This window comes from Yersinia similis (assembly GCF_001053095.1).
In the GTDB taxonomy this organism is placed as follows: domain Bacteria; phylum Pseudomonadota; class Gammaproteobacteria; order Enterobacterales; family Enterobacteriaceae; genus Yersinia; species Yersinia similis.
On sequence record NZ_CGBP01000009.1, the window covers coordinates 63,257 to 84,918 of the forward strand.

The following is a 21,662-nucleotide window of genomic DNA, read 5'->3' on the forward strand; positions in this document are numbered from 1 at the left end:
AAACGTTATCACACCCCAATTTAATAGGAATAATAATTATGCCTACTAGCACTGTATTAAATAAAATTAACGAATCGCGCCGCGACGCATTGGTTAACTACTATCTTGCTAAAAATGTCAGCGGCGATGAGGAAATTAAAACCGCAGAACAACTGTATCAATATTTATTATTAGATACTAAAATTAGCCATAAAGTAAAAACCTCACCTATTGCCGAAGCGATCAGTAGTCTACAAATTTATATTAATCGTTGTGTTGATGGAGAAGAAACTGATCTTCATGAAAAAAGCATCAGTAAACATTTCAGCACTGATAATTTCTTGCATAACTGGAATGTTTATAATAAACGCTATGCACGCTGGGCGGGTAAAGAGAAGCTGATGTATTATGCGGCTGACTATATTGACCCCACTTTACGCTATAATAAAACTGAGCTATTTAATACCTTTGAGCAAAGCATTAATAACAGCAAATTGACGGAAAAATCAGTAAAATCAGCATTGCAAAGCTATTTAATCAGCTATGAAAAGCTGTCCCAAATAGACACTATCAAAGAGTTATATATAGAAAACATTAAGACTCATTTTTTCCTCGGTAAAACCCGTGAATCACCTTGCCAATATTATTGGCGTAGTGGTAAAAAATTGTCTAATGATAGTAATAATCTACACTGGTCTGAATGGAGAAAAGTTAATTGCAACATCAATGGTACAGAAGAAAAATTCTTTATTAATCTTAGTTGGCATCGAAGTGGCCTTTATATTGACTGGATTAATAAATTTTCCATCAAGGCCAATAAAGATGAAACCACAGAGAAATACCATTACAATCGTGTATACAAAAACGATGATAACACTTGGTCTGAACTCATTATTAATATGGATATAGGATTTAAACTTAGATCCTCAACCGAGGTTGTAACATTGCCTCCTTTCTTTATAAATCAAGGTGATCAAAACTCTAAAGAAGAAGTTGAAAATTTATTTTTAACTAATGGAACTAGCATAAAAAAAATAGAGTCACGTACTCATGGCTATATCAATGGTGACATTAAAATATTATGTAATGAAGATAACATATCGTTCGAAATAGCGGAAAAACTCATCAATGGAAATAATGGAACAATCAACGACATTAAATTAATTGAGGATGGGAAAGAGATATTCATCATAAAAAATGAAAAGGGGGAAAAGAAAGAAATAAAGTTAATAGATAAATTTGAAATTAAAATATTTCCATATAATGAATTAGTAGCCAGTTCTATTGTATTCAATAGAATAAAACCTGAAAAAAAAATAATAAATGAATTGGAAAATAAAATTTCTTTACTATCACCGAATAGTCTACCATTAAAAGAAAAACTTCAAAAGTCAATTGATGAACTGCTCAGTTATAGCACCCAAAAAGATAAAGTAGGATTAGACGCATTCAATGGCTCCTACGGTATTTATTTATGGGAGTTGTTCTTCCATATTCCGTTACTGGCATCTATGCGGTTCCTAAATGAACAGCGTTTTGATCTGGCACAGCATTGGTTAAAATATCTGTTTAATAGTGCCGGTTATCGTGATGAGAATGGTAGTTTGCTAAAGGAAGGCGATAATATCCTTTATTGGAATAGCCTGCCACTGCAACATGATACCGATTGGGACAACAACACTCTCATCCAAGAAACTGACGACCCCGATGTTATTGCCATGCAAGATCCGATGCAATATAAGTTGGCGATCTTTATGCGTACATTAGACTTAATTATTAGCCAAGGAGACCAAGCTTATCGCCAATTAGAACGAGATACACTGGCAGAGGCTAAAATCTATTATATTCAAGCCAGTCAATTATTGGGGCCACGGCCAGATCTTACTCGTGGTCATCAGTGGGAAAATATAAAATTAGCCGAAGAAAGTCGCCAAGCGGAGAATGGTCATTTCCTGCCGCCGTATAACGAACTATTATTATCCTATTGGGATAAACTGGAAATTCGCTTATATAATCTGCGCCATAATCTAAATTTGGATGGTCAACCATTACATTTACCACTCTTTGCCACACCAGTGGATCCTAAAGCATTACAGCGTCAACACGGGGTCGGTAATGGCATCAATAGTGGTGAGCAAATGGCAACAGCGCAAACCTCGCTGTATCGCTTTCCACTGTTAATTGAGCGGGCAAAAAGTGCTGTCAGTTCGGTGATTCAGTTCGGTAACAGCCTGCAAAACGTGCTGGAGAGGCAGGATAACGAAGCCATGACCCTATTGTTCCAGCAACAACAACAGCAAGTATTGCAGCACACTAAAAATATTCAAAACAACAATATCCTCGTATTACAAGCTAGCCTGAATGCAACAAGTTCACTGAAAAGTGCCGCAGAACAACGCAGCAAACACTACAAGGAGTTACTGGATAACGGCATTTCCAGCCGTGAACAAAGTGGCCTTGATCTCCGTATTGACGCTGGAGCGGTCAATATTGCATCAGTCGCACCCTTAATGCTCGCTGCCGCTTTAGATACCGCACCCAATGTTTTTGGTTTGGCTGACGGCGGTTCTCACTGGGGAGCAGTGCCATACGCGACTTCTGCAACACTACAAATCAGTGCTGGTTTAACAGAAAGCCGTGCCAATATTAATGATATCAAAGCCAATTATGACCGCCGTGTACAAGAGTGGACGCTGCAAAAAAATCAGGCTGATAAAGACGCTGAACAGTTAGCGCACCAATATACCAGCGTGCAGGAGCAGCTCAATATGGCGCAAAAACAGCTCAATTTAGCTGAGTTAGAGCAAGGCCATGCCGATGCACTGTATCAGATGCAAAGCACCCGTTTTACTGGCAAAGAGTTATACAACTGGATGGCAGGCCGCCTCTCAGGCCTCTATTTCCAACTGTTTGATGCCACTCAACCCCTGTGTTTAATGGCAAAGGCGGCACTGGAAAAAGAGGTCGATAAAGCGAAAACCGATGGCTTATTTATTCGCTCCGGTTGGAATGATCTCTATCAGGGGCTACTGGCGGGTGAAGACCTGCAACTCAATCTACAAAAACTGGAAAATGTGTGGCTGATGGAAGAACAGCGGGGGCTGGAAGTGGAACGCACCGTCTCATTGGCTCAGCATTATCAGCAATTAGGTGACCATAAGTTCGATCTGGCAGAAATCGTCACAGGCTATATGGCGCAAGATAAAACTGAAAAAGCCGGTAATGAACAAGACGGTGTGGAATTAAAAGATGGCACTTTAATTGTCTCCCTCAGCATCAATGGCCTGAATCTGATCGAGGATTATCCGGCACCCATGCATTTAGGCGATATCCGCCGTATTAAGCAGATAAGCGTAAGTTTACCTGCGCTGTTAGGACCATATCAGGATATTCAAGCCACCCTCGATTATGCAGGTAAAAATACCCACTTGGCGAAAGGATGCTCTGCCCTGGCGATCTCTCGTGGGATGAACGATAGCGGCCAGTTCCAACTGGACTTTAACGACGGTAAATACCTGCCGTTTGAAGGAATTGATATCAGCGACAAGGGCACATTGGTGCTTCGCTTCCCCAATGCAACCGGCAAACAAAAACTGCTGCTGCAAAGCCTGAGCGACATCATTTTGCATATTCGCTACACCATCCGTTCCTGATAACGCCGTTACCTCAGTCAACAGGCCCCGACATGGGGTCTGATAGGAGAGTCCTTTATGGAAAACAGTAAACAGCAAGTGGCCGTTGCCCCCTTGTCGCTCCCTAAAGGGGGCGGTGCGATTACCGGTATGGGCGATAGTTTAGGCGCTATCGGCCCCAGTGGCATGGCAACACTGACGCTACCCCTGCCTATCTCCGCAGGCCGCGGTTATGCCCCGCCACTGGCACTCAATTACAGTAGCGGCAATGGCAACGGCCCGTTTGGCCTTGGCTGGCAACTTAACACCATGGCCATCTGCCGCCGAACCAGCAAGCGAGTGCCTCACTACGATGAACATGATGAATTTCTGGCACCGAGTGGTGAAGTATTAGTCGTTGCCATTGATCAACAGGGAAATATCGAACGCACTGAGCAATCATTAAAAGGGGAGCAATTCAGCGTAATTCGTTATCTGCCGCGTATTGAAGGCAGCTTTAATCGCATTGAGTATTGGCAACCCAGGGTAGATAACAGCCAGGCACCATTTTGGGTAGTCCACGGTTCAGATGGTCAAAAACACTGTTTGGGGTATTCCGCCTCAGCCCGAATTGCCGATCCACAGCACCCTGAGCATATTGCTGAATGGCTGCTGGAAGAGTCGGTGTCTCTGAGCGGCGAGCATATCTGCTACCTGTATCAGGCAGAAGATGAACAAGGTATTGACGAGGATGAAAAACAAAATCATCCCGCAGCCAGTGCGCAACGCTATCTAAGCACCGTGGTTTATGGCAATAGAGAAGTGGCTCATGAACTCTATTGTCTGACTCAGCAACCCACGGAGACAAGCTGGTTATTTAGCCTGATTTTCGATCATGGCGAATACAGTAATATCGCCGATCAGGTTCCGATAGCCGAAGAGGGCAAATCCTGGACTTACCGTCAGGATGCCTTCTCTCACTTTAACTATGGCTTTGAAATCCGTACCCGCCGCCTGTGTCAGCAAGTGTTGATGTACCATAATTTGTCAGCGCTGGCCGGTAATGAACCAGACCAACAACCGACATTGGTCAGCCGCTTACGGTTGAACTATCAGCACGATGTTTATGCCACGCAACTGGTGGGTTGCCAACGTTTAGCCCACGAGCCAAAGGGTAAAACATGCAGCTTGCCACCATTAGAATTTGATTATCAGACATTCCCGGACAATAACGAGAAACCCTATTGGCGGCAACGATTAGAGGAAATCAATCCGACAGAATCGGATGATCAGGATTTATCCGCCAATTGGCAGCCATTAGAGGATTGGGCAGAATTTAACCACCAGTACCAAATGGTGGATCTGAACGGCGAAGGGATACCGGGGATGCTATATCAGGACAGAGGCCATTGGTGTTATCGCCCACCGGCTCGTCAGCCTGGCACCCTTAATGGCATCACCTTCGGTCCTGCCCAATCGTTGCCAACCCTGCCAGCCATGGGGGAAAACGCCACCTTGATGGATATCAATGGTGACGGCAAACTGGATTGGGTGATTAGCCAACCGGGGTTGGCAGGCTACTTTAGCCGTGACCCCGACCAAAGCTGGACACAATTTACCCCGCTGTCTGCTCTGCCAGCAGAGTATTTCCACCCACAGGCGCAACTGGCCGATTTAATCGGCAGCGGATTATCTGATCTCGCCCTGATTGGGCCAAAAAGTGTCCGCTTGTATGTCAATCAGCGAGATGGTTTTGCTACCGCAACCCAAGTAGCACAAGAAGGTAATATCACGCTCCCCCTGCCGGGAGCGCACTACAGTGAACTGGTGGCATTCAGTGATCTCATTGGCTCCGGGCAACAACATCTTGTTCGGGTACGCCACGATAGCGTCACCTGCTGGCCGAATAGGGGCCATGGGCGTTTTGGTAACCCCATCTCCTTACCAGGATTTAACCAGCCTATTGAGCAGTTTAATCCGCTGGCGGTCCATCTGGCAGATATTGATGGTTCCGGCACCATTGACCTGATCTATGCCACTGCACACCAATTACTGATTTACCGTAACCAGAGTGGTAACCGTTTTGCCAAACCGGTTGAAGTCACACTGCCTGCAGGTATTCGCTTTGATAATAGCTGCCAATTATCACTGGCGGATATTCAAGGACTGGGTGTTGCCAGCATCATCCTGAGTGTTCCACACCCGGCCCCACAGCACTGGCGCTATGATTTTGTCGCCAGCAAACCCTATTTACTGTGCACTACCAATAACAATATGGGCGCAGAGAGCCAACTGTCCTACCGCAGTTCAGTCCAGTTCTGGTTAGATGAAAAAGCACTGGCGGCTAAACAGGGCTATCAGCCAGTGTGCCACTTGCCTTTCCCGATCCATCTATTAGCACAAACCACGCAATTAGATGAAATCACCGGTAACAGCCTGACACAAAAAGCCAGCTACTATCATGGTTTCTATGATGGCATACAACGGGAATTCTGTGGCTTTGGCCGTGTTGATACGCTGGATACCGATACCTCGGCACAGGGGTCCGCTCAAGAACGTACTTCCCCAACCAAGACCTGCCAGTGGTTCCATACCGGGCAACCTGACAATGAACAGCTTTGGCTCCATGAATATTGGCAGGGTGATAGCCAAGCCTACGGGCTGCCACCCTCCCGTCTGACGAAATTTACCGAAGAAATACAAGGTGATGGAACCTTAAGCGACGTCAATGATAATCAAGCTTATTGGTTGCACCGTGCGCTGAAAGGTTCATTGTTGCGCAGCGAACTCTATGGTCTGGACGACAGCGAACTGGCCACACAACCTTATAGCGTCAACAACTCTCGCTATCAGGTGCGGCAAATTCAATCCTCTACGGATGAAATAACATCCCCGGTAGCATTACCGATGATGCTGGAGCAACTCAACTATCACTACGAACGCATAGTACAAGACCCGCAATGCAGCCAACAGATTGTCCTACGTTGCGATGAATTTGGTCACCCACTGCACAGTGCGACAATTCATTATCCACGTCGTGATAAAGCCAGTATCACGCCATACTCCTGGCTGGCAAATGAGCATTGGAACAGCCATTTTGATGAACAACAGCAACAGTTGCGCATCACTGAAAGCCAACAATCTTATCACCATGAGATAAGTGATAAATTCTATGTGCTGGGCCTACCTGCCGGGCAGCGCAGTGATGTGCTGACCTATCCCGACAATTTCGTGCCTACAGAGGGGATTAATTGGGAAGAATTACAGCAGCCAGAGGGCCTGCTCGGCACGAAAGCAGAGCGAACTTTTGCCGGACAGCAGGAAGTTTTCTATACCTCGGACACCATTCCGGGCCTGAACGCCTATAGCCAATATGCGGAATTTGACGATCAAGCATTGAGCGCACTGGATGAACTGCTCCCCGTGGAGGGACGAGGACAACATCTCATTGATGCGGGTTATCAATCGGTACCGCGTCTGTTTGCTCGCCCCGGAGAAACGGATATTTGGATCGCCCAACGTGGGTTTACTGACTATGGCGATGCATCTCGTTTCTACCGTCCGATCAGTCAACGTAGCTCACTATTGGTAGGAAAAACGGCCTTAGAGTGGGATAAAAATAGCTGTGCTATTACCAAAATGATATTGGCTGATGGCAGTACCACCCAGGCTGAATATGATTATCGTTTTATCACCCCCTATCAACTCACTGATATCAACGATAACTCCCGTCACATTGAACTGGATGCACTCGGGCGCGTTACGTCCAGCCGTTTTTGGGGCACCGAGCTTAACTCACAAACCGGTGAGGTCAGCACAACCGGTTTCCCTTTAATCGCTGAGCACCCCTTTACCGTACCCAATTCAGTTGATGACGCTATCAGCATGGAGAATATCCGCGTTCCCGTCGCGCAATTCTCTGTCTATCAACCTCAGAGCTGGATGATTTCGTTACAGCTTGGTGACATTGAAATATTTTCTGAAACCAATAACCTGACTCTAGAGTCTCTATTTCAGAATCATATTCTGATCGATAACTATTATCTTTGCCCTCTTGCGCTACGCCGTTGGGTAAGACAAAAAAACCTGCTCATCACTGAAGATGTTGGCTTGGCATTAGAAAATCCCGTGCGCCAGCCCCCCCATGTATTAACCGTAACGGTAGATAACTACTTTTCTGCTTCTGAGCCACAACAACATCAACAAACTCTCGCTTTCAGCGACGGCTTTGGCCGCGTGTTGCAAAGCGCGCAACGGGTGGAGGCAGGAACCGCTTATTTACACACAGGAGAGGGCGGTCTGGAGATGGATCAACAAGGTCATCTCACCCAAGACGAGAGCAATCAACGCTGGGCAGTTTCTGGCCGTACCGAGTACGACAATAAAGGTCTGCCCATCCGCCGCTATCAACCCTATTTCCTCGATGGCTGGCATTATATCGCTGATGACAACGCCCGCAAAGAGTCCTGGGCCAACACCCATATTTACGACCCACTCGGGCGAGAAATAAAAGTGATCACCGCCAAAGGTTATCTGCGACGAGCACACTATTTCCCGTGGTGTGTTATCAGCGAGGATGAAAATGACACGGCGTCAGAAATCACGCCGAATCCCTAATATTAGCCGCAGAGCCTAACCGGCCCCTTCCCGGTCAGGCTCTATACCCAGTCATCTTAAGGCGCAGAAAGGTGCTCAACCTCTGCACCTGCAACATGAAAGATGGCGGGTATACACAGAGGATATTGACAAAATGCACGTCCAGGTACCCATCGATGATTTTTTTATAACCTGGGTGATCATTGGCACATTTTCGGCCTGGGGAGGATTAGTGCGCTATATCGTCGATCAAAACAACGAATATGAAGAGTGGAGCTGGGTAGGTGTTCTCTGCCAGGTCATTGTTTCTGCTTTTACGGGTTTGATAGGCAGCCTGTTCACCCTGGAAACAGGGAGTAGCCGCTATATCACGTTTGCAATCGCAGGCTTATTCGGCGCGATGGGTAACACCGCACTGAAACATCTCTGGCAGCGCTTTTTTAGCCACAGTAAATAACAGGTGGACCCTATGATGAATGACAAACCCACGTTTCGCCTAAGCCAAATAAGTGAACATAACTTACACCATGTTCATCCCGACTTAGTCCTGATAGTACGCCGCGCACTCACCTTATCCCATATTGATTTTAGGGTAATCGAAGGGATACGCACCCCTGAACGCCAGCGGCAAATGGTACTCAATGGCCACAGTAAAACCATGAACAGCCGCCATCTCACTGGCCATGCGGTTGATCTGGCGCCAATGGTGAATAACAGAATCCCTTGGGATGACTGGCATGCTTTTGCACATGTTGCCAAGGCGATGAAGCAAGCCGCCAAGGTGATGGAACTGCCATTGCTCTGGGGGGGCGATTGGAAAAATTTTCGCGATGGCCCGCATTTTGAGCTCCCTAGAGAATGCTACCCATGATCAGCTTGAGCACCTTATTCGGTCTGGGTAAATCCATGATGCTACTGGCCGGTATTGTCGCCATTGTTTGGGGTGTGAAAGCCAGCCGAACGCTGGATAGGCTCAATCAGGAGAATGTGCAATTGACCACGCAATTGACGCGTATTGGGCAAATCAATCAGCAGCTCACACAGCATATTCAGGCTACTACGGTTCAGCTCAAGCAAGCTCAGGAACAAGAGCGTCTGGAAGGAGAAAAAAGCAGTGAACTACAAAAACGCTTGCGACTGGCGCAAAAAGGTAACCGCTGTGCTGAGGAGCCTGTGCCTGCTGCTGTTATCCGCATGCAGCAGCAGTCCTTCAGTGACGGTAAATGAGTGTTTGCCTTTTCCTGAAGTTCTGCTCTCACCGTGTCAGATGCCGACGTTTGATGTGCAAACCTGGGGAGATTATCCACATTATGTGGAGCGTGCTCGCCTGGCAATGGTGCGCTGCAATGCTAACCGTGAATCCGCGTTACGTTTTTTACAGCAACAGGTTTCACAACGATAGGTTTTATAAAAACAGGCTTTATAAAAACAGATGTCACCACAGTAAAATAACTCGTTAAGGAATCCTTTTATGCTCAATACATTACCCACAGATCTGTGCGCCAACACCCCCAGTATCACCATCCGCGATAACCGGGGATTCGCTATCATCGCACTGACCTATAATCGTACCAATACCCACCAAGCGCCTGAACAGCTCATTAATCGCAACCACTATAATGCCCTTAGCCTGCTAGCGGCCAGCCGTGATCCACGCCTTGAGGTGGATAATTTCCGCTATCAATACAGCCTCAGCGGTGTTCCCCTGCGTACCGACAGCGTCGATGGCGGCAGCACACTGCAACTGGCTGATAGTGCTGGCCGCACGGTGTTCACGCTGGATGCACACCACTCCCGCCGCTGGGTCGAATATGAGACCGGTGAGCACAGTTTAGGCCGCCCGCTAAGTTACCGCGAGCAAGCCAACGGCGGCCTGAAAACAGTTACCGACCGCTTTTTCTATGGCGAAAATAGCGAACAGGATAAAGGCTGTAATCTCAACGGTACATGCGTGCGCCATTACGACAGCGCCGGTTTACAGGCACTGATTAGCCAGTCGATTATTGGTATACCACTGCAGCAACAGCGCCGTCTGCTAACGGATACCAAAGGCCCGGTTGACTGGTTTGGCGAAAAGGAGAACTGGGGCACTCGCCTGAGTGAATCGCCGTTTGTTAGCCATAGCACCACCAATGCTCTCGGCCAGTTAATCACGCAAACCGATGCCAAAGGCCATATCCAGCGCATGGCCTACAACCGTGCCGGGCAACTTATCGGTTCGTGGTTAACGGTAAAAAATGGCGTGGAGCAGCCCATTGTATACTCACTCACCTATTCAGCCGCCGGGCAAAAACTGCGCGAAGAGAGTGGCAACGGGGTGATTACCGAATACCGTTATGAACCCCAGACCCAGCGTTTAATCGCCATTAAAACCACCCGGCCAGCGAAGAAAGACCGCCCGACCCTGTTACAAGACCTGCGTTATGATTATGACCCGGTCGGGAATATTCTCGCCATCCATAACGATGCCGAGGCCACCCGCTTCTACCGTAATCAGAAAATCGTGCCGGAAACCACTTACCGCTACGATGCACTGTATCAGCTTATTGAGGCCACCGGCCGTGAAGCCGATACCAACGGCATACAAAACAGCCAGTTGCCCACGCTGGCGTCACTGAACGACAGCAACCAGTTCGTCAACTATACCCGCCGCTACCACTATGACCGCGCCGGTAACCTGCTAAAAATTCAGCATACCGGTGCCAGCCAATACAGTACCCATATCACGGTGTCCGATTCGTCCAATCACGGCATTCAGCAACAAGATGGCATCACTGCCCGTGATATTCGCTCCCAGTTTGATGCGGCGGGTAATCAGCGACAACTGCAACCCGGTCAACCCCTGTGCTGGAACAGCCGCAATCAGTTACAGCAAGTGGAGCCCGTGCCCCGCAACGACGGCATCAGTGACAGCGAAAACTATCTCTATGATGGCAGCGGTAGCCGGGTGGTCAAAATCAGTCTCCATAAAACCCATAACGCCATCCAAACCCGTTCAGTCATTTATTTAGCGGGACTGGAACTGCGTAGCCAATATAATGGCAATAATCTGACAGAAGATTTTCAGGTGATGACCGTGGGTGCCGCGGGCCGTGCTCAGGTACGGGTATTACACTGGGAGCGCGGCCAACCCGCTGATATCGTCAATGACCAACTGCGTTACAGTTTCGATAATCACCTTGGCTCGGCGTTAATCGAATTAGACAGCGACGGTGATATTATCAGCCAGGAAGAATATTACCCATTTGGCGGCACCGCGGTGTTAGCCTCCCGTAATACCGTGGAAGCTAAATATAAAACCATACGTTATTCCGGTAAAGAGCGTGACGCTACCGGGCTGTATTATTACGGTTACCGTTATTATATTCCATGGCTGGGCCGATGGTTAAGCGCCGACCCCGCTGGCACTATAGACGGACTGAATTTATACCGAATGGTGAGGAATAACCCGGTTAGATGGAGTGATAGCAATGGGTTATTAACTGAAGAACAAATTAGTATGTACGTCAACATGCTTAGCTATATAGGCTTAAAGAATGATGATGAATTAAAAAGTGAACTATTAAATTATGGTTTAAGTGAAGAGGAGCAAGACCAAATATATTTGAATATGCCAATGTTTACGCAGTCTGGATCATCAAGTTCATCAGCTACGTCCCTTTCTGAAAATAGCTCAAGCTCTGGGAGTACTCGAAGCATTGATTCAGGTTACATTAGTCCAATAAAAAATTATCATTTCTTTGAAGATATTAATTTAGCGACTATGCACCGCCCCTATCCAATAGAAAAAGTCTCTAGTGAAGAAATAATGTATGCTGCAGCAGAGCTAAAAGAAAATAGTCATATAGAAGTTCTAATAGGTTTGGACTTGACCAGTAAAAACCTCCAATCGTATAAGTCAGCGCTTGCCGATGAAGGAATTGACTATATCACTAAAGGAAAATATGAAATAGAAGACTTTTTCAACGAAGGGGGATTATCAACTGAACAAATAGATATCACAGTAAATAAAATATTAAAGCTACAAGAAAGTGCTATTGTAGGCGTTCATTGTGGGGCGGGTAATGGAAGAAGTGGAATTATTGCATCGGCATTAGCCATTAATAAACTGTATGCAACAAATGAAGTAAGTAGTTTTAATGTAACTCATCCATTAGGAGGAACAATGCCTGGGAATAAAGATACATATCAGGTTGATATTGTAACAGCCAGTGCGGTTGGCATTATCAGGAAAACAAATCCTCAAGCAGTAGAGCGTAATGAGGATGTTTCTGCCTTATATGACTACTCCTATTTATTATATACAAGGCAACACTCAACATCATTATAATTTATTAATTCAAAACACCTTCCCTATTTGAGTAGGGAAGGTGTCTATACCCGTCATACTTCAAGTTGCACGTGCGTTGGCTACGTTCAATCACTCGAATCACTACCGTAAGCTCATCGGGATTCTCTCGCTTACTGCCTTCCTGCAACTCGAATTACTTAGGGTATATACAAAAAATCGAGTACCAATACCCAATATTTAATCAACGCTTTTCAGTCGCTTGATAAACCTCATTACCATCACTTTCTCCCACCATGCCGACAATAACCTCATTCTCTTCAACCTGATAAACCAATTTATAACCCACATTGCATAACTTAACTTTATATCTGTTGGCTTTGGTTCCAGATGAATGGGAAGATGAAACATGGACCCTGCTAAATACTCGATCAATTTCTTTTTATACAGTTCGTAAATTGGATGAGCCAATTTATTCCATTATTTTAAGGCATTCTCTTCAAATTCCAGCTTATAGCTCATCCAGTGTAACCCTAATGCGATTCTCTCCTACTCTTGAGCGGGAAATCTCAGTTAATTCAATATTTTCCAGATACTCAGATAATGTTTCCCATGTTTCTGGCGAAACGTAATAACCCGAAATATGCCTGTTTGTCAGTACTGCAACGGGCTGCCCATTCGTTTTTTTGAGTCTGGCATTGGGTGATTTTTTAAAATCGCTGATACTGACAGCAGCATTGGCGAGAATAGGTTGAACTAATATACCGATGCTTTGTTAGCACTAAATTTAGTATCAGATTTAGTGCTAACAAATCCTAATGCCAATATTGTATTCTCTGGCAAACCTACGCCGTGCCGCCCACAGTTAAATTATCCAACTTCAACGTGGGTTGGCCGACACCCACCGGCAGGCTTTGGCCCTCTTTGCCACAAACACCAACGCCTTTATCCAGCGCCAGATCGTTGCCGACCATGGAAATCTGCTGCATCGCTTCAATGCCAGAGCCAATCAGGGTGGCCCCTTTCACCGCATGAGTGATTTTGCCTTTTTCGATTAAGTACGCTTCGGACGTTGAGAACACAAACTTGCCAGAGGTGATATCCACCTGACCGCCACCAAAATTTGGCGCATACAGGCCGTACTCCACGCTGGCGATGATATCTTCAGGTGTCGATTGCCCTGCCAGCATATAGGTGTTGGTCATGCGTGGCATTGGCAGGTGCGCATAGGATTCGCGACGGCCATTACCGGTCGGAGCTACCCCCATCAGGCGCGCGTTCAGTTTATCCTGCATATACCCTTTCAGAATGCCATTTTCGATCAACACGTTATATTGACCCGGTACCCCTTCATCGTCGATAGCCAGTGAGCCACGGCGGCCTTGCATAGTGCCATCGTCCACCACCGTACAGAGTTCTGAAGCCACCAATTTGCCCATTTGCCCACTGAATACCGAACTGCCTCGACGGTTGAAATCACCTTCCAGCCCGTGACCAACCGCTTCATGTAACAGCACGCCCGGCCAGCCTGCGCCTAATACTACCGGCATCGCACCCGCTGGAGCGGCAATAGCCGAAAGATTAACCAGCGCCATTCTGACCGCTTCATTAGCAAAATTATCTGCCCGCACTTCGCCATCAACGGTTTCAAGGAAATAGTCATAACCGAAACGGCCACCGCCACCGCAAGCACCGCGTTCACGTTTACCGTTGTCTTCCACCAGTACACTGACCGAAAGGCGGACCAACGGACGCACATCGGCGGCCAAGGTACCGTCAGTCGCAGCCACCAGAATCTGTTCATACACGCCGGTCAGACTGGCGCTAACTTCCTGCACCCGTTTATCGGCGGCGCGAGCCACTTTATCGACCCGGTGTAACAAGGCGATTTTATCTTCCCGCGACAGGCTTTGTAATGGATCTAGCAACGGGTACAAGGTTTGATAGGCAATCTCACCCAAGGTGTGTACTTTGCCGTTGCCAGTGTCACGAACAATACTGCGGGCGGCATGGGCACTTTGCTGCAACGCATTCAACGTGATTTGGTCAGCGTAGGCAAAACCGGTTTTTTCACCACTTACCGCACGTACGCCCACACCCTGATCAATATTGTAGGAGCCGTCTTTGATGATGCTGTCTTCCAACACCCAGGCCTCGTGATAGCTGGACTGGAAATACAGGTCAGCATAATCGAGGCGGCGTTCAGTTAGCTGCCCCAACACTGAGAACAAGTCCTGATGGTTCAACTTGTTAGCAGTGAGTAACTGCTCACTGACAAATGAGAGGCTCATAGTTTTTACTCTTAATTAGATGATGGTTTATTCAATGTCGGCTCTAGCGTCGCCTGAAAGCGATTGTGCTGCATGACCGGCATTTGATTGCGAATCGTCTTCAAACCTGCGGTTTCAATTCTTACTTTTAGTGCCGCCACCACATCTGGGTTATGCCCAAGTATTTTGCCCCAAGCATCGACCGCCATGGTATGACCCCACGTCCGGCGGGTAGCACCGTGACGCCCCACCTGTGCAGCAGCCAATATCACGCACTGGTTTTCGATAGCCCGTGCACGGAGCAATGTTTCCCAATGCGCCTCACCCGTCATTTTGGTAAAGGCCGCCGGAACAGAAATGATTTCAGCCCCCTGCGCTCGCAAAGCCTGGAACAAGCCAGGGAAACGCAAATCATAGCAAATGGTCATGCCCAAGCGGCCAACCGGGGTATCAACTACAGTCAGCTGCTGCCCCGGCTGATAGGTATCAGACTCACGGTAATGGCCATGGATGTCATTGATATCGACATCAAACATGTGAATTTTATCGTAACGGGCTTTAAGTTCTCCTTGATCGTCAAATAACAAGCTACTGCTGGTGATCCGCTCCGGTGATTCACGGCTCACCATAGGCATGGAACCAACTTGTATCCAAACCCCGTAGCGCCGTGCCATTTCACGCACTTCTTGCTGTAATGGCCCGTCATTATGTTGCTCCGCATGGTGACGATAAGAGGCAGCATTAGCAAATAACAACGCATTCTCAGGCGTCATAACCAATTTGACACCTGAATTTAACTGTTTGATCTGCTGCTCAATCTGAGCCAGATTGTCACGGGTATTTTCACCGCTGCACAACTGCAATAATGCAACATTGGCATTTTTCATGGTGCCTCATTCTCCTTTAGCTGACGTAACACTTCATGGATGGTCGGTTGATCCAGATTACCGCTAATCTGATAGCGGATCAGCGAGACCTTGCTCCATAACGGCCCTAAAATCTTCGAGGCAGCAAATACCGCCGCCCCAACTATTGGGTTGATCGCAAAGGCGGTGGCAACACCTACAGTGGCGGAAAGCTCAGGTGTGATGACGGCTTCCATGGCGATTGTTCGCTTAACCAGATCAACATTGCCATTCATGGCGATATCTGCCGCCAGCCCATCAATCACTAAGTCATGGGTACTCATCACCCCATTTTTAAGGGTGGCCGTACTCAGAATAGAGTCAAATGCGAAGTCACGACTAAACGTATCACTAAAGTCGAGTTGAAGCTTACGTAATAGTGCGTCAAAACTGACCAGACGCAGTAACTGGCCCGCACGGCCCCCACCAAGATCAGTGAGCTGCCCTCGGCCTAACCGCCCCTTTAGCGTCCCACTGAGGGTATTCATCTGTGGCTCCCAAGGGACGCCGCGCCAGTTTATATCGGCGTTAATAGCAAAAGAGGCATTTTTTATCAGGGTGGTCAGGCCAAAGAATGAGAGAGTTTCATCTATTCTTGGCCCGTTCAAACCGATGTTTAGTATGGTTTTATCGCCAGCGCTATCTTGCTGCCACTGACCGGTAATATTGGCCCGCCCATTTCCGGCCTCAATTAAGCCGTTCGTCAGTACCAGAGACGAGCCTTTGGGCGTCAGGTCAGCGTTAACCCGGCCGATATTCTGCCCCAGTATCCAACATGCCTTGCAGCGCAATTGCAGCACAGGCCAATCACTGAATGATATACCGCTGGGAGGTTGTGGCTTCTGCGATACCGCTTGCGCCAGCGGGTTATTTGCCTCACTGCTACCCCATTGTGGGTTGTAATAAAGATAATTGAGATCAGCATGCCATGGCCCATAGTCTGCCATTAACAGGCTACCGTCCACCTCTTGCCCCTTCGCGGTGATTTTCATACCACTTGGCAGGGGATCTGCCTGTAAAGTCAGTTGGTTCCAGGCCTGCCCACCCACCAACAGTTCGGGGGTTTGTAATGTCAGCCGATTCGGTAAGATGACATTGGTTTTACTGCCTTTGATCTTCGGTTGAGTGGAGGATGTCGCAAAAGGCGAAGCGGCCATCGTCAGCTCGGGGGCCAATAGTGCCAACCAACGCTCACCATCAATGGCCGGTAATTTGAATACCAACGCTTTATCATCAGGCAAAGATGGAATTTTTTTACTGTCGGTTTGCCAGATGGCTCGGGCTAGTTCAACTTTCTCGTCTTGCAATAACCACTGGCTGTTGAAGGCATTATTGTTACCCGCGCTGCCAGAGAGGGTAAATGCCTCCAGCCCACCGATCACCTGGACATGCAGTGGCAATACCTGACCGCTAGTTTTATCTAGCGGAGAGGGTAAGTGACTGCTTACTTTTTTTAAGTCTGCGCTGACATCGACTTGATAATCTGGCTTACCGTGTTGGGGTAGTTTCACCGCAACTTTACCTTGCCAATTGGCACTGCCACTGAGCCTCTTCGCAAGAGAATCCGGTACACCGGGCAATTTAGCGGGTAGCCAATCGCCCTGTAGCCCGACATTCACCAAGAAGTCCTTTGGCTGCTCCTTCGTGGTGAAATTAACTGTTAATGGCTGCCCATACCAGTTGGCAGATAACGTGTCGCTCTCAAGGTTGCCATCATAGAAGCGGAATTTACCGTTGATATTTTCCAGTTGGCTTTGCAGTGGCTTAACCAGCAGGCTGTTGTTATTCAAAGTCACTTCACCGCTAGCATGAGTGATGCTCTCTTCTTCCAGCGGGATATCTAGGTGTAAGCGCCCACTAACTTTTCCACCCACCTGCAATTCATCCAGCGTTTCGGCCACTGAATCCTTAAGTGGCGTCGCGGTAAAGTAGTCATGAACATCGCGCCCTTCACCGAGGACATCCGCATCGACATACAGTTTTTCTTTCAAGTAATCAGGAATGATGGCGCTGATATTGCTGCCAGTAACCTTGCCCAACAGGGTGTGTGGCGCATTCATCCACAAGCCTTCATTGAGGAAGTTAAGGTCAATGGCCAAATTATCTAAGGCTGGCCAGTCCGGTTGAAACTGAAAAACCGCATTACGTAGCGGGACATAGACCTGGAACTGACCCTCTTTATTTTTATAAGGAAAATCATGAGGATTACCGTTATATACCAGTGTCGCATTCTCTACCTGCCCCCCCTGTAGCGCCTCCGTCAGATAATCGGCCAGTTTCTCCCCCATAAGCGAGACCGGGAAGTAACGCCAGGCATCGGCGGCATTATACAGGCGGATGCCCGCCAGTATGTTCAGCCACGGCTGGGCTTGATTAAGCTGCGACGGATCTTTATTAGGCTGCATATAATAAAAACTGCCGTTGCCCCACAACGATTTAGCTTGGACATCCAGTTGATCACTCCACAGCGCCCAGCCTTTATCATCAATACGCCAGTTTAGCGCGCCACTCGCCTGGCTTACCTCCAACGGGGCGCGGAACATGTCACCATACGGCAATAGGCTGTTTTTAAGGTTGATGTTCAAACGCCCAAGACGTGCTGACCCACTCAACTCGCCATCGAGATTATTAACTCCGGGTAGTTGGCCCCAGTACTGCCAACTAACATCGTGCCATTTGGCTTGAAAACGGGTTGTCTCCAGTTGGCTGATAGGGATATCCAACGCCAGTGCATCGACATACCCTTGTGGTTGTAGATCTACCCAGCGGGCCAGCAGTTCTGGGGTAAAAGGTGACAGGGTGGGTAACAGTGGCCCAATCCGTTCCAACTGAAGATTGCTGGCTCGAATACGTAATTCCTGACGCTGCTCAGGGCCAAGAAATTGGGTATTCTCCGGCAGCCAAAGTGCCGACAAGCGCCCTTCCGGCCAGGCTTGACCATCGGTTTTTAGGTTCAGTACTGGCGCGTCAATTTGCCAACCATTGCCCTGGCGGCGGCCTTCCAGCACAAAATTATCGACAGATAATTGATGTGAATTACTGCCTACCGTCCAATTGGCCTGCCCCTGACTGAGCAGCACATTGCCCCGGTAAATTTCACCACTTTTAATGCTCAGCCAAGCCGCCAAACTGAATTCAGCATTATCCAGACCAGTATTATTCTGCAACCAACGGCTAATCCACGGCTTAAGGTCGATATTATCGGCCTGCATATATACCGTGCCATTATTCAGAATGCCCTGATTATCGTGCAGATCCATACGTACCTGCACCACACCATGCTGACCATTAATAGTCGATAGGCTAATTTGCCCTTCGGCACGATGACGGGTGCTAGAATTGAGCCAGGTGAGTTGTGGAATTTCCAGTTCAGCACGGGGGCCAGATGGCGTCAGAAACGAGATGCGGCTATTACGCAGATCAAAACGATCTAACTGGCGCAGGAAGATATTATAAAAATTACTGGTTTCAAGGTTACTGCCGTTATTCTGCTTCACATCCAGTGTAGTGTGCAGATCCAACTGCAACTGATAGAAGGTCAAATCACGGAATTGCCAACGCCAGTGCAGCAGTGACTGCCACACATCCAGTGCCAGCGTCACCCGTTGAATCTGCAAGTCAGCCTTCGGCATTTGGGCGCGAATATCGCGTAGTTCCAAAGCCGGACCAAACGTTTCCCATGTTCCCTGCATAAACCCGACGTCCAGTGGGATACCACTGACCGACTGGACCTTAGCCACAATTTGCGGCCGATACTCATTAATGAGAGGCAGCATCATGCGTAGCGTACTGACCAACAGCGCCACCACAACAATGATTGTGGCGCCTGTCGCAAACATTATTTTGGGCAGTCGCCTCACGCCTTTCTCCTTTCAATCCGCGGTGAGACCATTACGCTGCAAGGGCCACAGCGGAACCGTCTTAGAACCTTCGCCAACAACACAGGGAGGCTCTTACATCATCACCACGTCAAACTGTTCTTGGTTATACAGTGGCTCTATCTGAACTTTTACCTGCTTACCAACGAAGATTTCCACCTCGGCCAGTGCATGTGACTCTTCACCTTTCAGCGCCTCACCTACAGCCGGAGAAGCATAGACCAGGAAACGGTCAGAATCATAAGCATGGTGGACACGGACAATTTCACGCAAGATTTCGTAGCACACGGTCTCTACTGATTTTACAGTGCCACGGCCACGGCAGGTCGGGCATTCATGGCACAAAACATGTTCAATACTTTCACGCGTACGCTTACGCGTCATTTCGACTAAGCCTAGCTGAGAGAAACCGTTAATACTGGTTTTTACGCGATCTTTACTCAGTGCTTGTTCCAATGAATGCAATACCCGCCGGCGATGGTCTTCATTACTCATATCAATGAAATCAATAATGATAATCCCACCCAGATTACGCATCCGCAATTGGCGAGCGATGGCCTGAGTCGCTTCAATATTGGTATTGAAAATGGTTTCCTCAAGATTCCGATGCCCGACAAACGCCCCAGTGTTGATATCCACGGTCGTCATCGCTTCTGTCTGATCGATAATCAGATAACCACCTGATTTTAATTCAACTTTACGTTCCAGTGAACGCTGAATTTCATTCTCAACATCATAGAGATCGAAAATGGGTTGCTTCCCAGTGTACAGCTCCAGCTTGTCAGTCATTTCTGGAATATATTCACGGGTGAATTCCACCAGTAAATCGTAAGTCAATTTTGAGTCAACGCGGATTTTATCCAGCGCCGCACCAGCAAAATCACGCAATACGCGTTGCGCCAGCGCCATTTCACCATACAGCTTATATTTGGTGATATTACGCTTCTTACGCTCCTGAACTTTGGTCCACAAACGTTTAAGGAACGCGGCATCGGCAGATAGCTCTTCTTCACCAATCCCTTCAGCGGCAGTACGGATAATAAAGCCGCCCTGCTCATCACAATAAGTCGCAACCGTCTTTTTTAGGCGTTCGCGCTCTGCTTCGCTCTCAATCCGCTGGGAAACACCAACATGGGCAGCTCCTGGCATTAACACCAGATAGCGAGAAGGCAGGGTGATATCGGTCGTTAAACGTGCGCCTTTGGTACCCAAGGGATCTTTCACCACCTGTACCATTAAATCCTGCCCCTGACGGACCAGTTCAGCGATATCGCGTACATTGAAGTTTTTCTGTTCATCCCCGGCCACGCATTCGGTGTGGGGCATGATATCGGAAGCATGGAGGAAGGCGGCTTTATCCAGACCTATATCAACAAAAGCAGCTTGCATACCCGGTAAAACCCGGCTGACTCGCCCTTTATAAATATTGCCAACGATCCCTCTTTTGGCTTCACGCTCAATATGTATTTCTTGCAGGATGCCGCCATCAATATAAGCCACCCGAGTTTCAGACGGTGTAATATTGACCAGTAATTCAGCTGTCATGTATTCCTCTCACATTACGCTGCGCAATAAAATGGCTTAGTAATTCATGGGTTTCAACTAACGGCAGGCCCACCACTGCGTGATAACTGCCTGCAATGGCCCTGACGAAGCAACCACCTTTCCCCTGAATACCATAAGCGCCCGCCTTATCCATGGGTTCACCGGTAGCAATATAGTCACTGATTTCTAACTGAGATAACACGCGAAATGTCACATCTGTCACAACCATGGCCGATAACATGCTTTGCCGATCGGCCAACGCCACGGCTGTCATCACCTGATGCCGCTGGCCGGACAATGCACTCAGTATTTGTTGTGCATGTTCCTTATCCCGTGGTTTTTCTAAAACCTGCCCATTTAGCACCACAATGGTATCGGCACCCAATACCGGTAAATCCTGCGGTGCGACAACCACACCTGCCTGTGCTTTATCCTGCGCCAAACGCTGGACATACACCTGCGCACTCTCGCCGGGGTTACGCTGTTCTTCAACCTCGGTTTTCAATACCTCAAACGGTAAATCCAGCAGGGCCAGTAATTCACGGCGACGTGGAGAAGCAGAAGCAAGATACAGAGCCGTCATGGGCATT

13 protein-coding genes are annotated in these 21,662 nt (G+C 47.9%); 7 read left to right on the plus strand and 6 right to left on the minus strand.

The features are described 5' to 3' along the window. Positions 1-38: 38 nt before the first annotated feature. The 7 genes from AC971_RS25600 to AC971_RS09000 all read left to right on the plus strand — a co-directional run bounded on the left by AC971_RS25600 (position 39) and on the right by AC971_RS09000 (position 12,516). Entirely contained in the window at positions 39-3,632 is a 3,594-nt protein-coding gene (locus tag AC971_RS25600; protein ID WP_038402036.1) for a Tc toxin subunit A-related protein, read from the plus strand. A 57-nt stretch (positions 3,633-3,689) separates the two neighbouring features. Next, positions 3,690-8,207, plus strand: a complete 4,518-nt coding sequence (locus AC971_RS08975; protein WP_025381627.1) for a SpvB/TcaC N-terminal domain-containing protein — start codon at positions 3,690-3,692, stop codon at positions 8,205-8,207. A 133-nt stretch (positions 8,208-8,340) separates the two neighbouring features. Then, positions 8,341-8,643: a phage holin family protein gene (locus AC971_RS08980; protein ID WP_002214300.1), complete on the plus strand. Its 303-nt coding sequence runs from the start codon at positions 8,341-8,343 to the stop codon at positions 8,641-8,643. Between the two features lie 12 nt (positions 8,644-8,655). After that, positions 8,656-9,057 (plus strand): M15 family metallopeptidase, encoded by a 402-nt coding sequence (locus AC971_RS08985; RefSeq protein ID WP_012104403.1) that lies wholly within the window; start codon positions 8,656-8,658, stop codon positions 9,055-9,057. Then, on the plus strand, positions 9,054-9,413 hold the full coding sequence (locus AC971_RS08990) for a hypothetical protein (RefSeq protein ID WP_038402037.1): 360 nt from the start codon (positions 9,054-9,056) through the stop codon (positions 9,411-9,413). The genes AC971_RS08985 and AC971_RS08990 overlap by 4 nt, the downstream gene beginning before the upstream one ends. Continuing rightward, a complete protein-coding gene (gene lysC, locus AC971_RS08995; protein WP_038402038.1) occupies positions 9,400-9,588 on the plus strand; it encodes an Rz1-like lysis system protein LysC in 189 nt (62 codons plus the stop codon). The genes AC971_RS08990 and lysC overlap by 14 nt, the downstream gene beginning before the upstream one ends. A 69-nt stretch (positions 9,589-9,657) precedes the next feature. Further along, positions 9,658-12,516, plus strand: coding sequence for an RHS repeat protein (locus tag AC971_RS09000; RefSeq protein ID WP_025381629.1), 2,859 nt, complete (start codon positions 9,658-9,660; stop codon positions 12,514-12,516). Positions 12,517-12,985: 469 nt separating this feature from the next. On the opposite strand, the gene AC971_RS25605 is transcribed toward AC971_RS09000, so the two are convergent. The 6 genes from AC971_RS25605 to AC971_RS09025 all read right to left on the minus strand — a co-directional run bounded on the left by AC971_RS25605 (position 12,986) and on the right by AC971_RS09025 (position 21,655). Further along, positions 12,986-13,237: a type II toxin-antitoxin system Phd/YefM family antitoxin gene (locus AC971_RS25605; protein WP_071825542.1), complete on the minus strand. Its 252-nt coding sequence runs from the start codon at positions 13,235-13,237 to the stop codon at positions 12,986-12,988. An 82-nt stretch (positions 13,238-13,319) separates the two neighbouring features. Continuing rightward, positions 13,320-14,765 (minus strand): metalloprotease TldD, encoded by a 1,446-nt coding sequence (gene tldD, locus AC971_RS09005; protein WP_025381630.1) that lies wholly within the window; start codon positions 14,763-14,765, stop codon positions 13,320-13,322. An 11-nt stretch (positions 14,766-14,776) separates the two neighbouring features. Beyond that, a complete protein-coding gene (gene nit1 / locus AC971_RS09010; RefSeq protein WP_025381631.1) occupies positions 14,777-15,631 on the minus strand; it encodes a deaminated glutathione amidase in 855 nt (284 codons plus the stop codon). Further along, positions 15,628-19,509 (minus strand): AsmA2 domain-containing protein YhdP, encoded by a 3,882-nt coding sequence (gene yhdP, locus AC971_RS09015; protein ID WP_071825439.1) that lies wholly within the window; start codon positions 19,507-19,509, stop codon positions 15,628-15,630. Before yhdP ends, nit1 begins: the two co-directional genes overlap by 4 nt. Positions 19,510-19,602: 93 nt before the next feature. Continuing rightward, positions 19,603-21,072 carry a ribonuclease G gene (gene rng / locus AC971_RS09020; protein WP_025381633.1) on the minus strand — a complete coding sequence of 490 codons (1,470 nt, stop codon included), beginning with the start codon at positions 21,070-21,072 and terminating at the stop codon, positions 19,603-19,605. Further along, positions 21,062-21,655, minus strand: coding sequence for a Maf family protein (locus tag AC971_RS09025; protein ID WP_025381634.1), 594 nt, complete (start codon positions 21,653-21,655; stop codon positions 21,062-21,064). The genes rng and AC971_RS09025 overlap by 11 nt, the downstream gene beginning before the upstream one ends. Between the last annotated feature and the right edge of the window lie 7 nt (positions 21,656-21,662).

Bases quoted from the DNA above. Each gene is read 5' to 3' on its own strand.
- AC971_RS25600 (WP_038402036.1), top strand. From the start codon at position 39: ATGCCTACTAGCACTGTATTAAATAAAATTAACGAATCGCGCCGCGAC.
- AC971_RS08990 (WP_038402037.1), top strand. From the start codon at position 9,054: ATGATCAGCTTGAGCACCTTATTCGGTCTGGGTAAATCCATGATGCTA.
- AC971_RS08980 (WP_002214300.1), top strand. From the start codon at position 8,341: ATGCACGTCCAGGTACCCATCGATGATTTTTTTATAACCTGGGTGATC.
- nit1 (WP_025381631.1), bottom strand. From the start codon at position 15,631: ATGAAAAATGCCAATGTTGCATTATTGCAGTTGTGCAGCGGTGAAAAT.
- tldD (WP_025381630.1), bottom strand. From the start codon at position 14,765: ATGAGCCTCTCATTTGTCAGTGAGCAGTTACTCACTGCTAACAAGTTG.
- rng (WP_025381633.1), bottom strand. From the start codon at position 21,072: ATGACAGCTGAATTACTGGTCAATATTACACCGTCTGAAACTCGGGTG.
- AC971_RS09000 (WP_025381629.1), top strand. From the start codon at position 9,658: ATGCTCAATACATTACCCACAGATCTGTGCGCCAACACCCCCAGTATC.
- AC971_RS08975 (WP_025381627.1), top strand. From the start codon at position 3,690: ATGGAAAACAGTAAACAGCAAGTGGCCGTTGCCCCCTTGTCGCTCCCT.
- AC971_RS09025 (WP_025381634.1), bottom strand. From the start codon at position 21,655: ATGACGGCTCTGTATCTTGCTTCTGCTTCTCCACGTCGCCGTGAATTA.
- AC971_RS08985 (WP_012104403.1), top strand. From the start codon at position 8,656: ATGATGAATGACAAACCCACGTTTCGCCTAAGCCAAATAAGTGAACAT.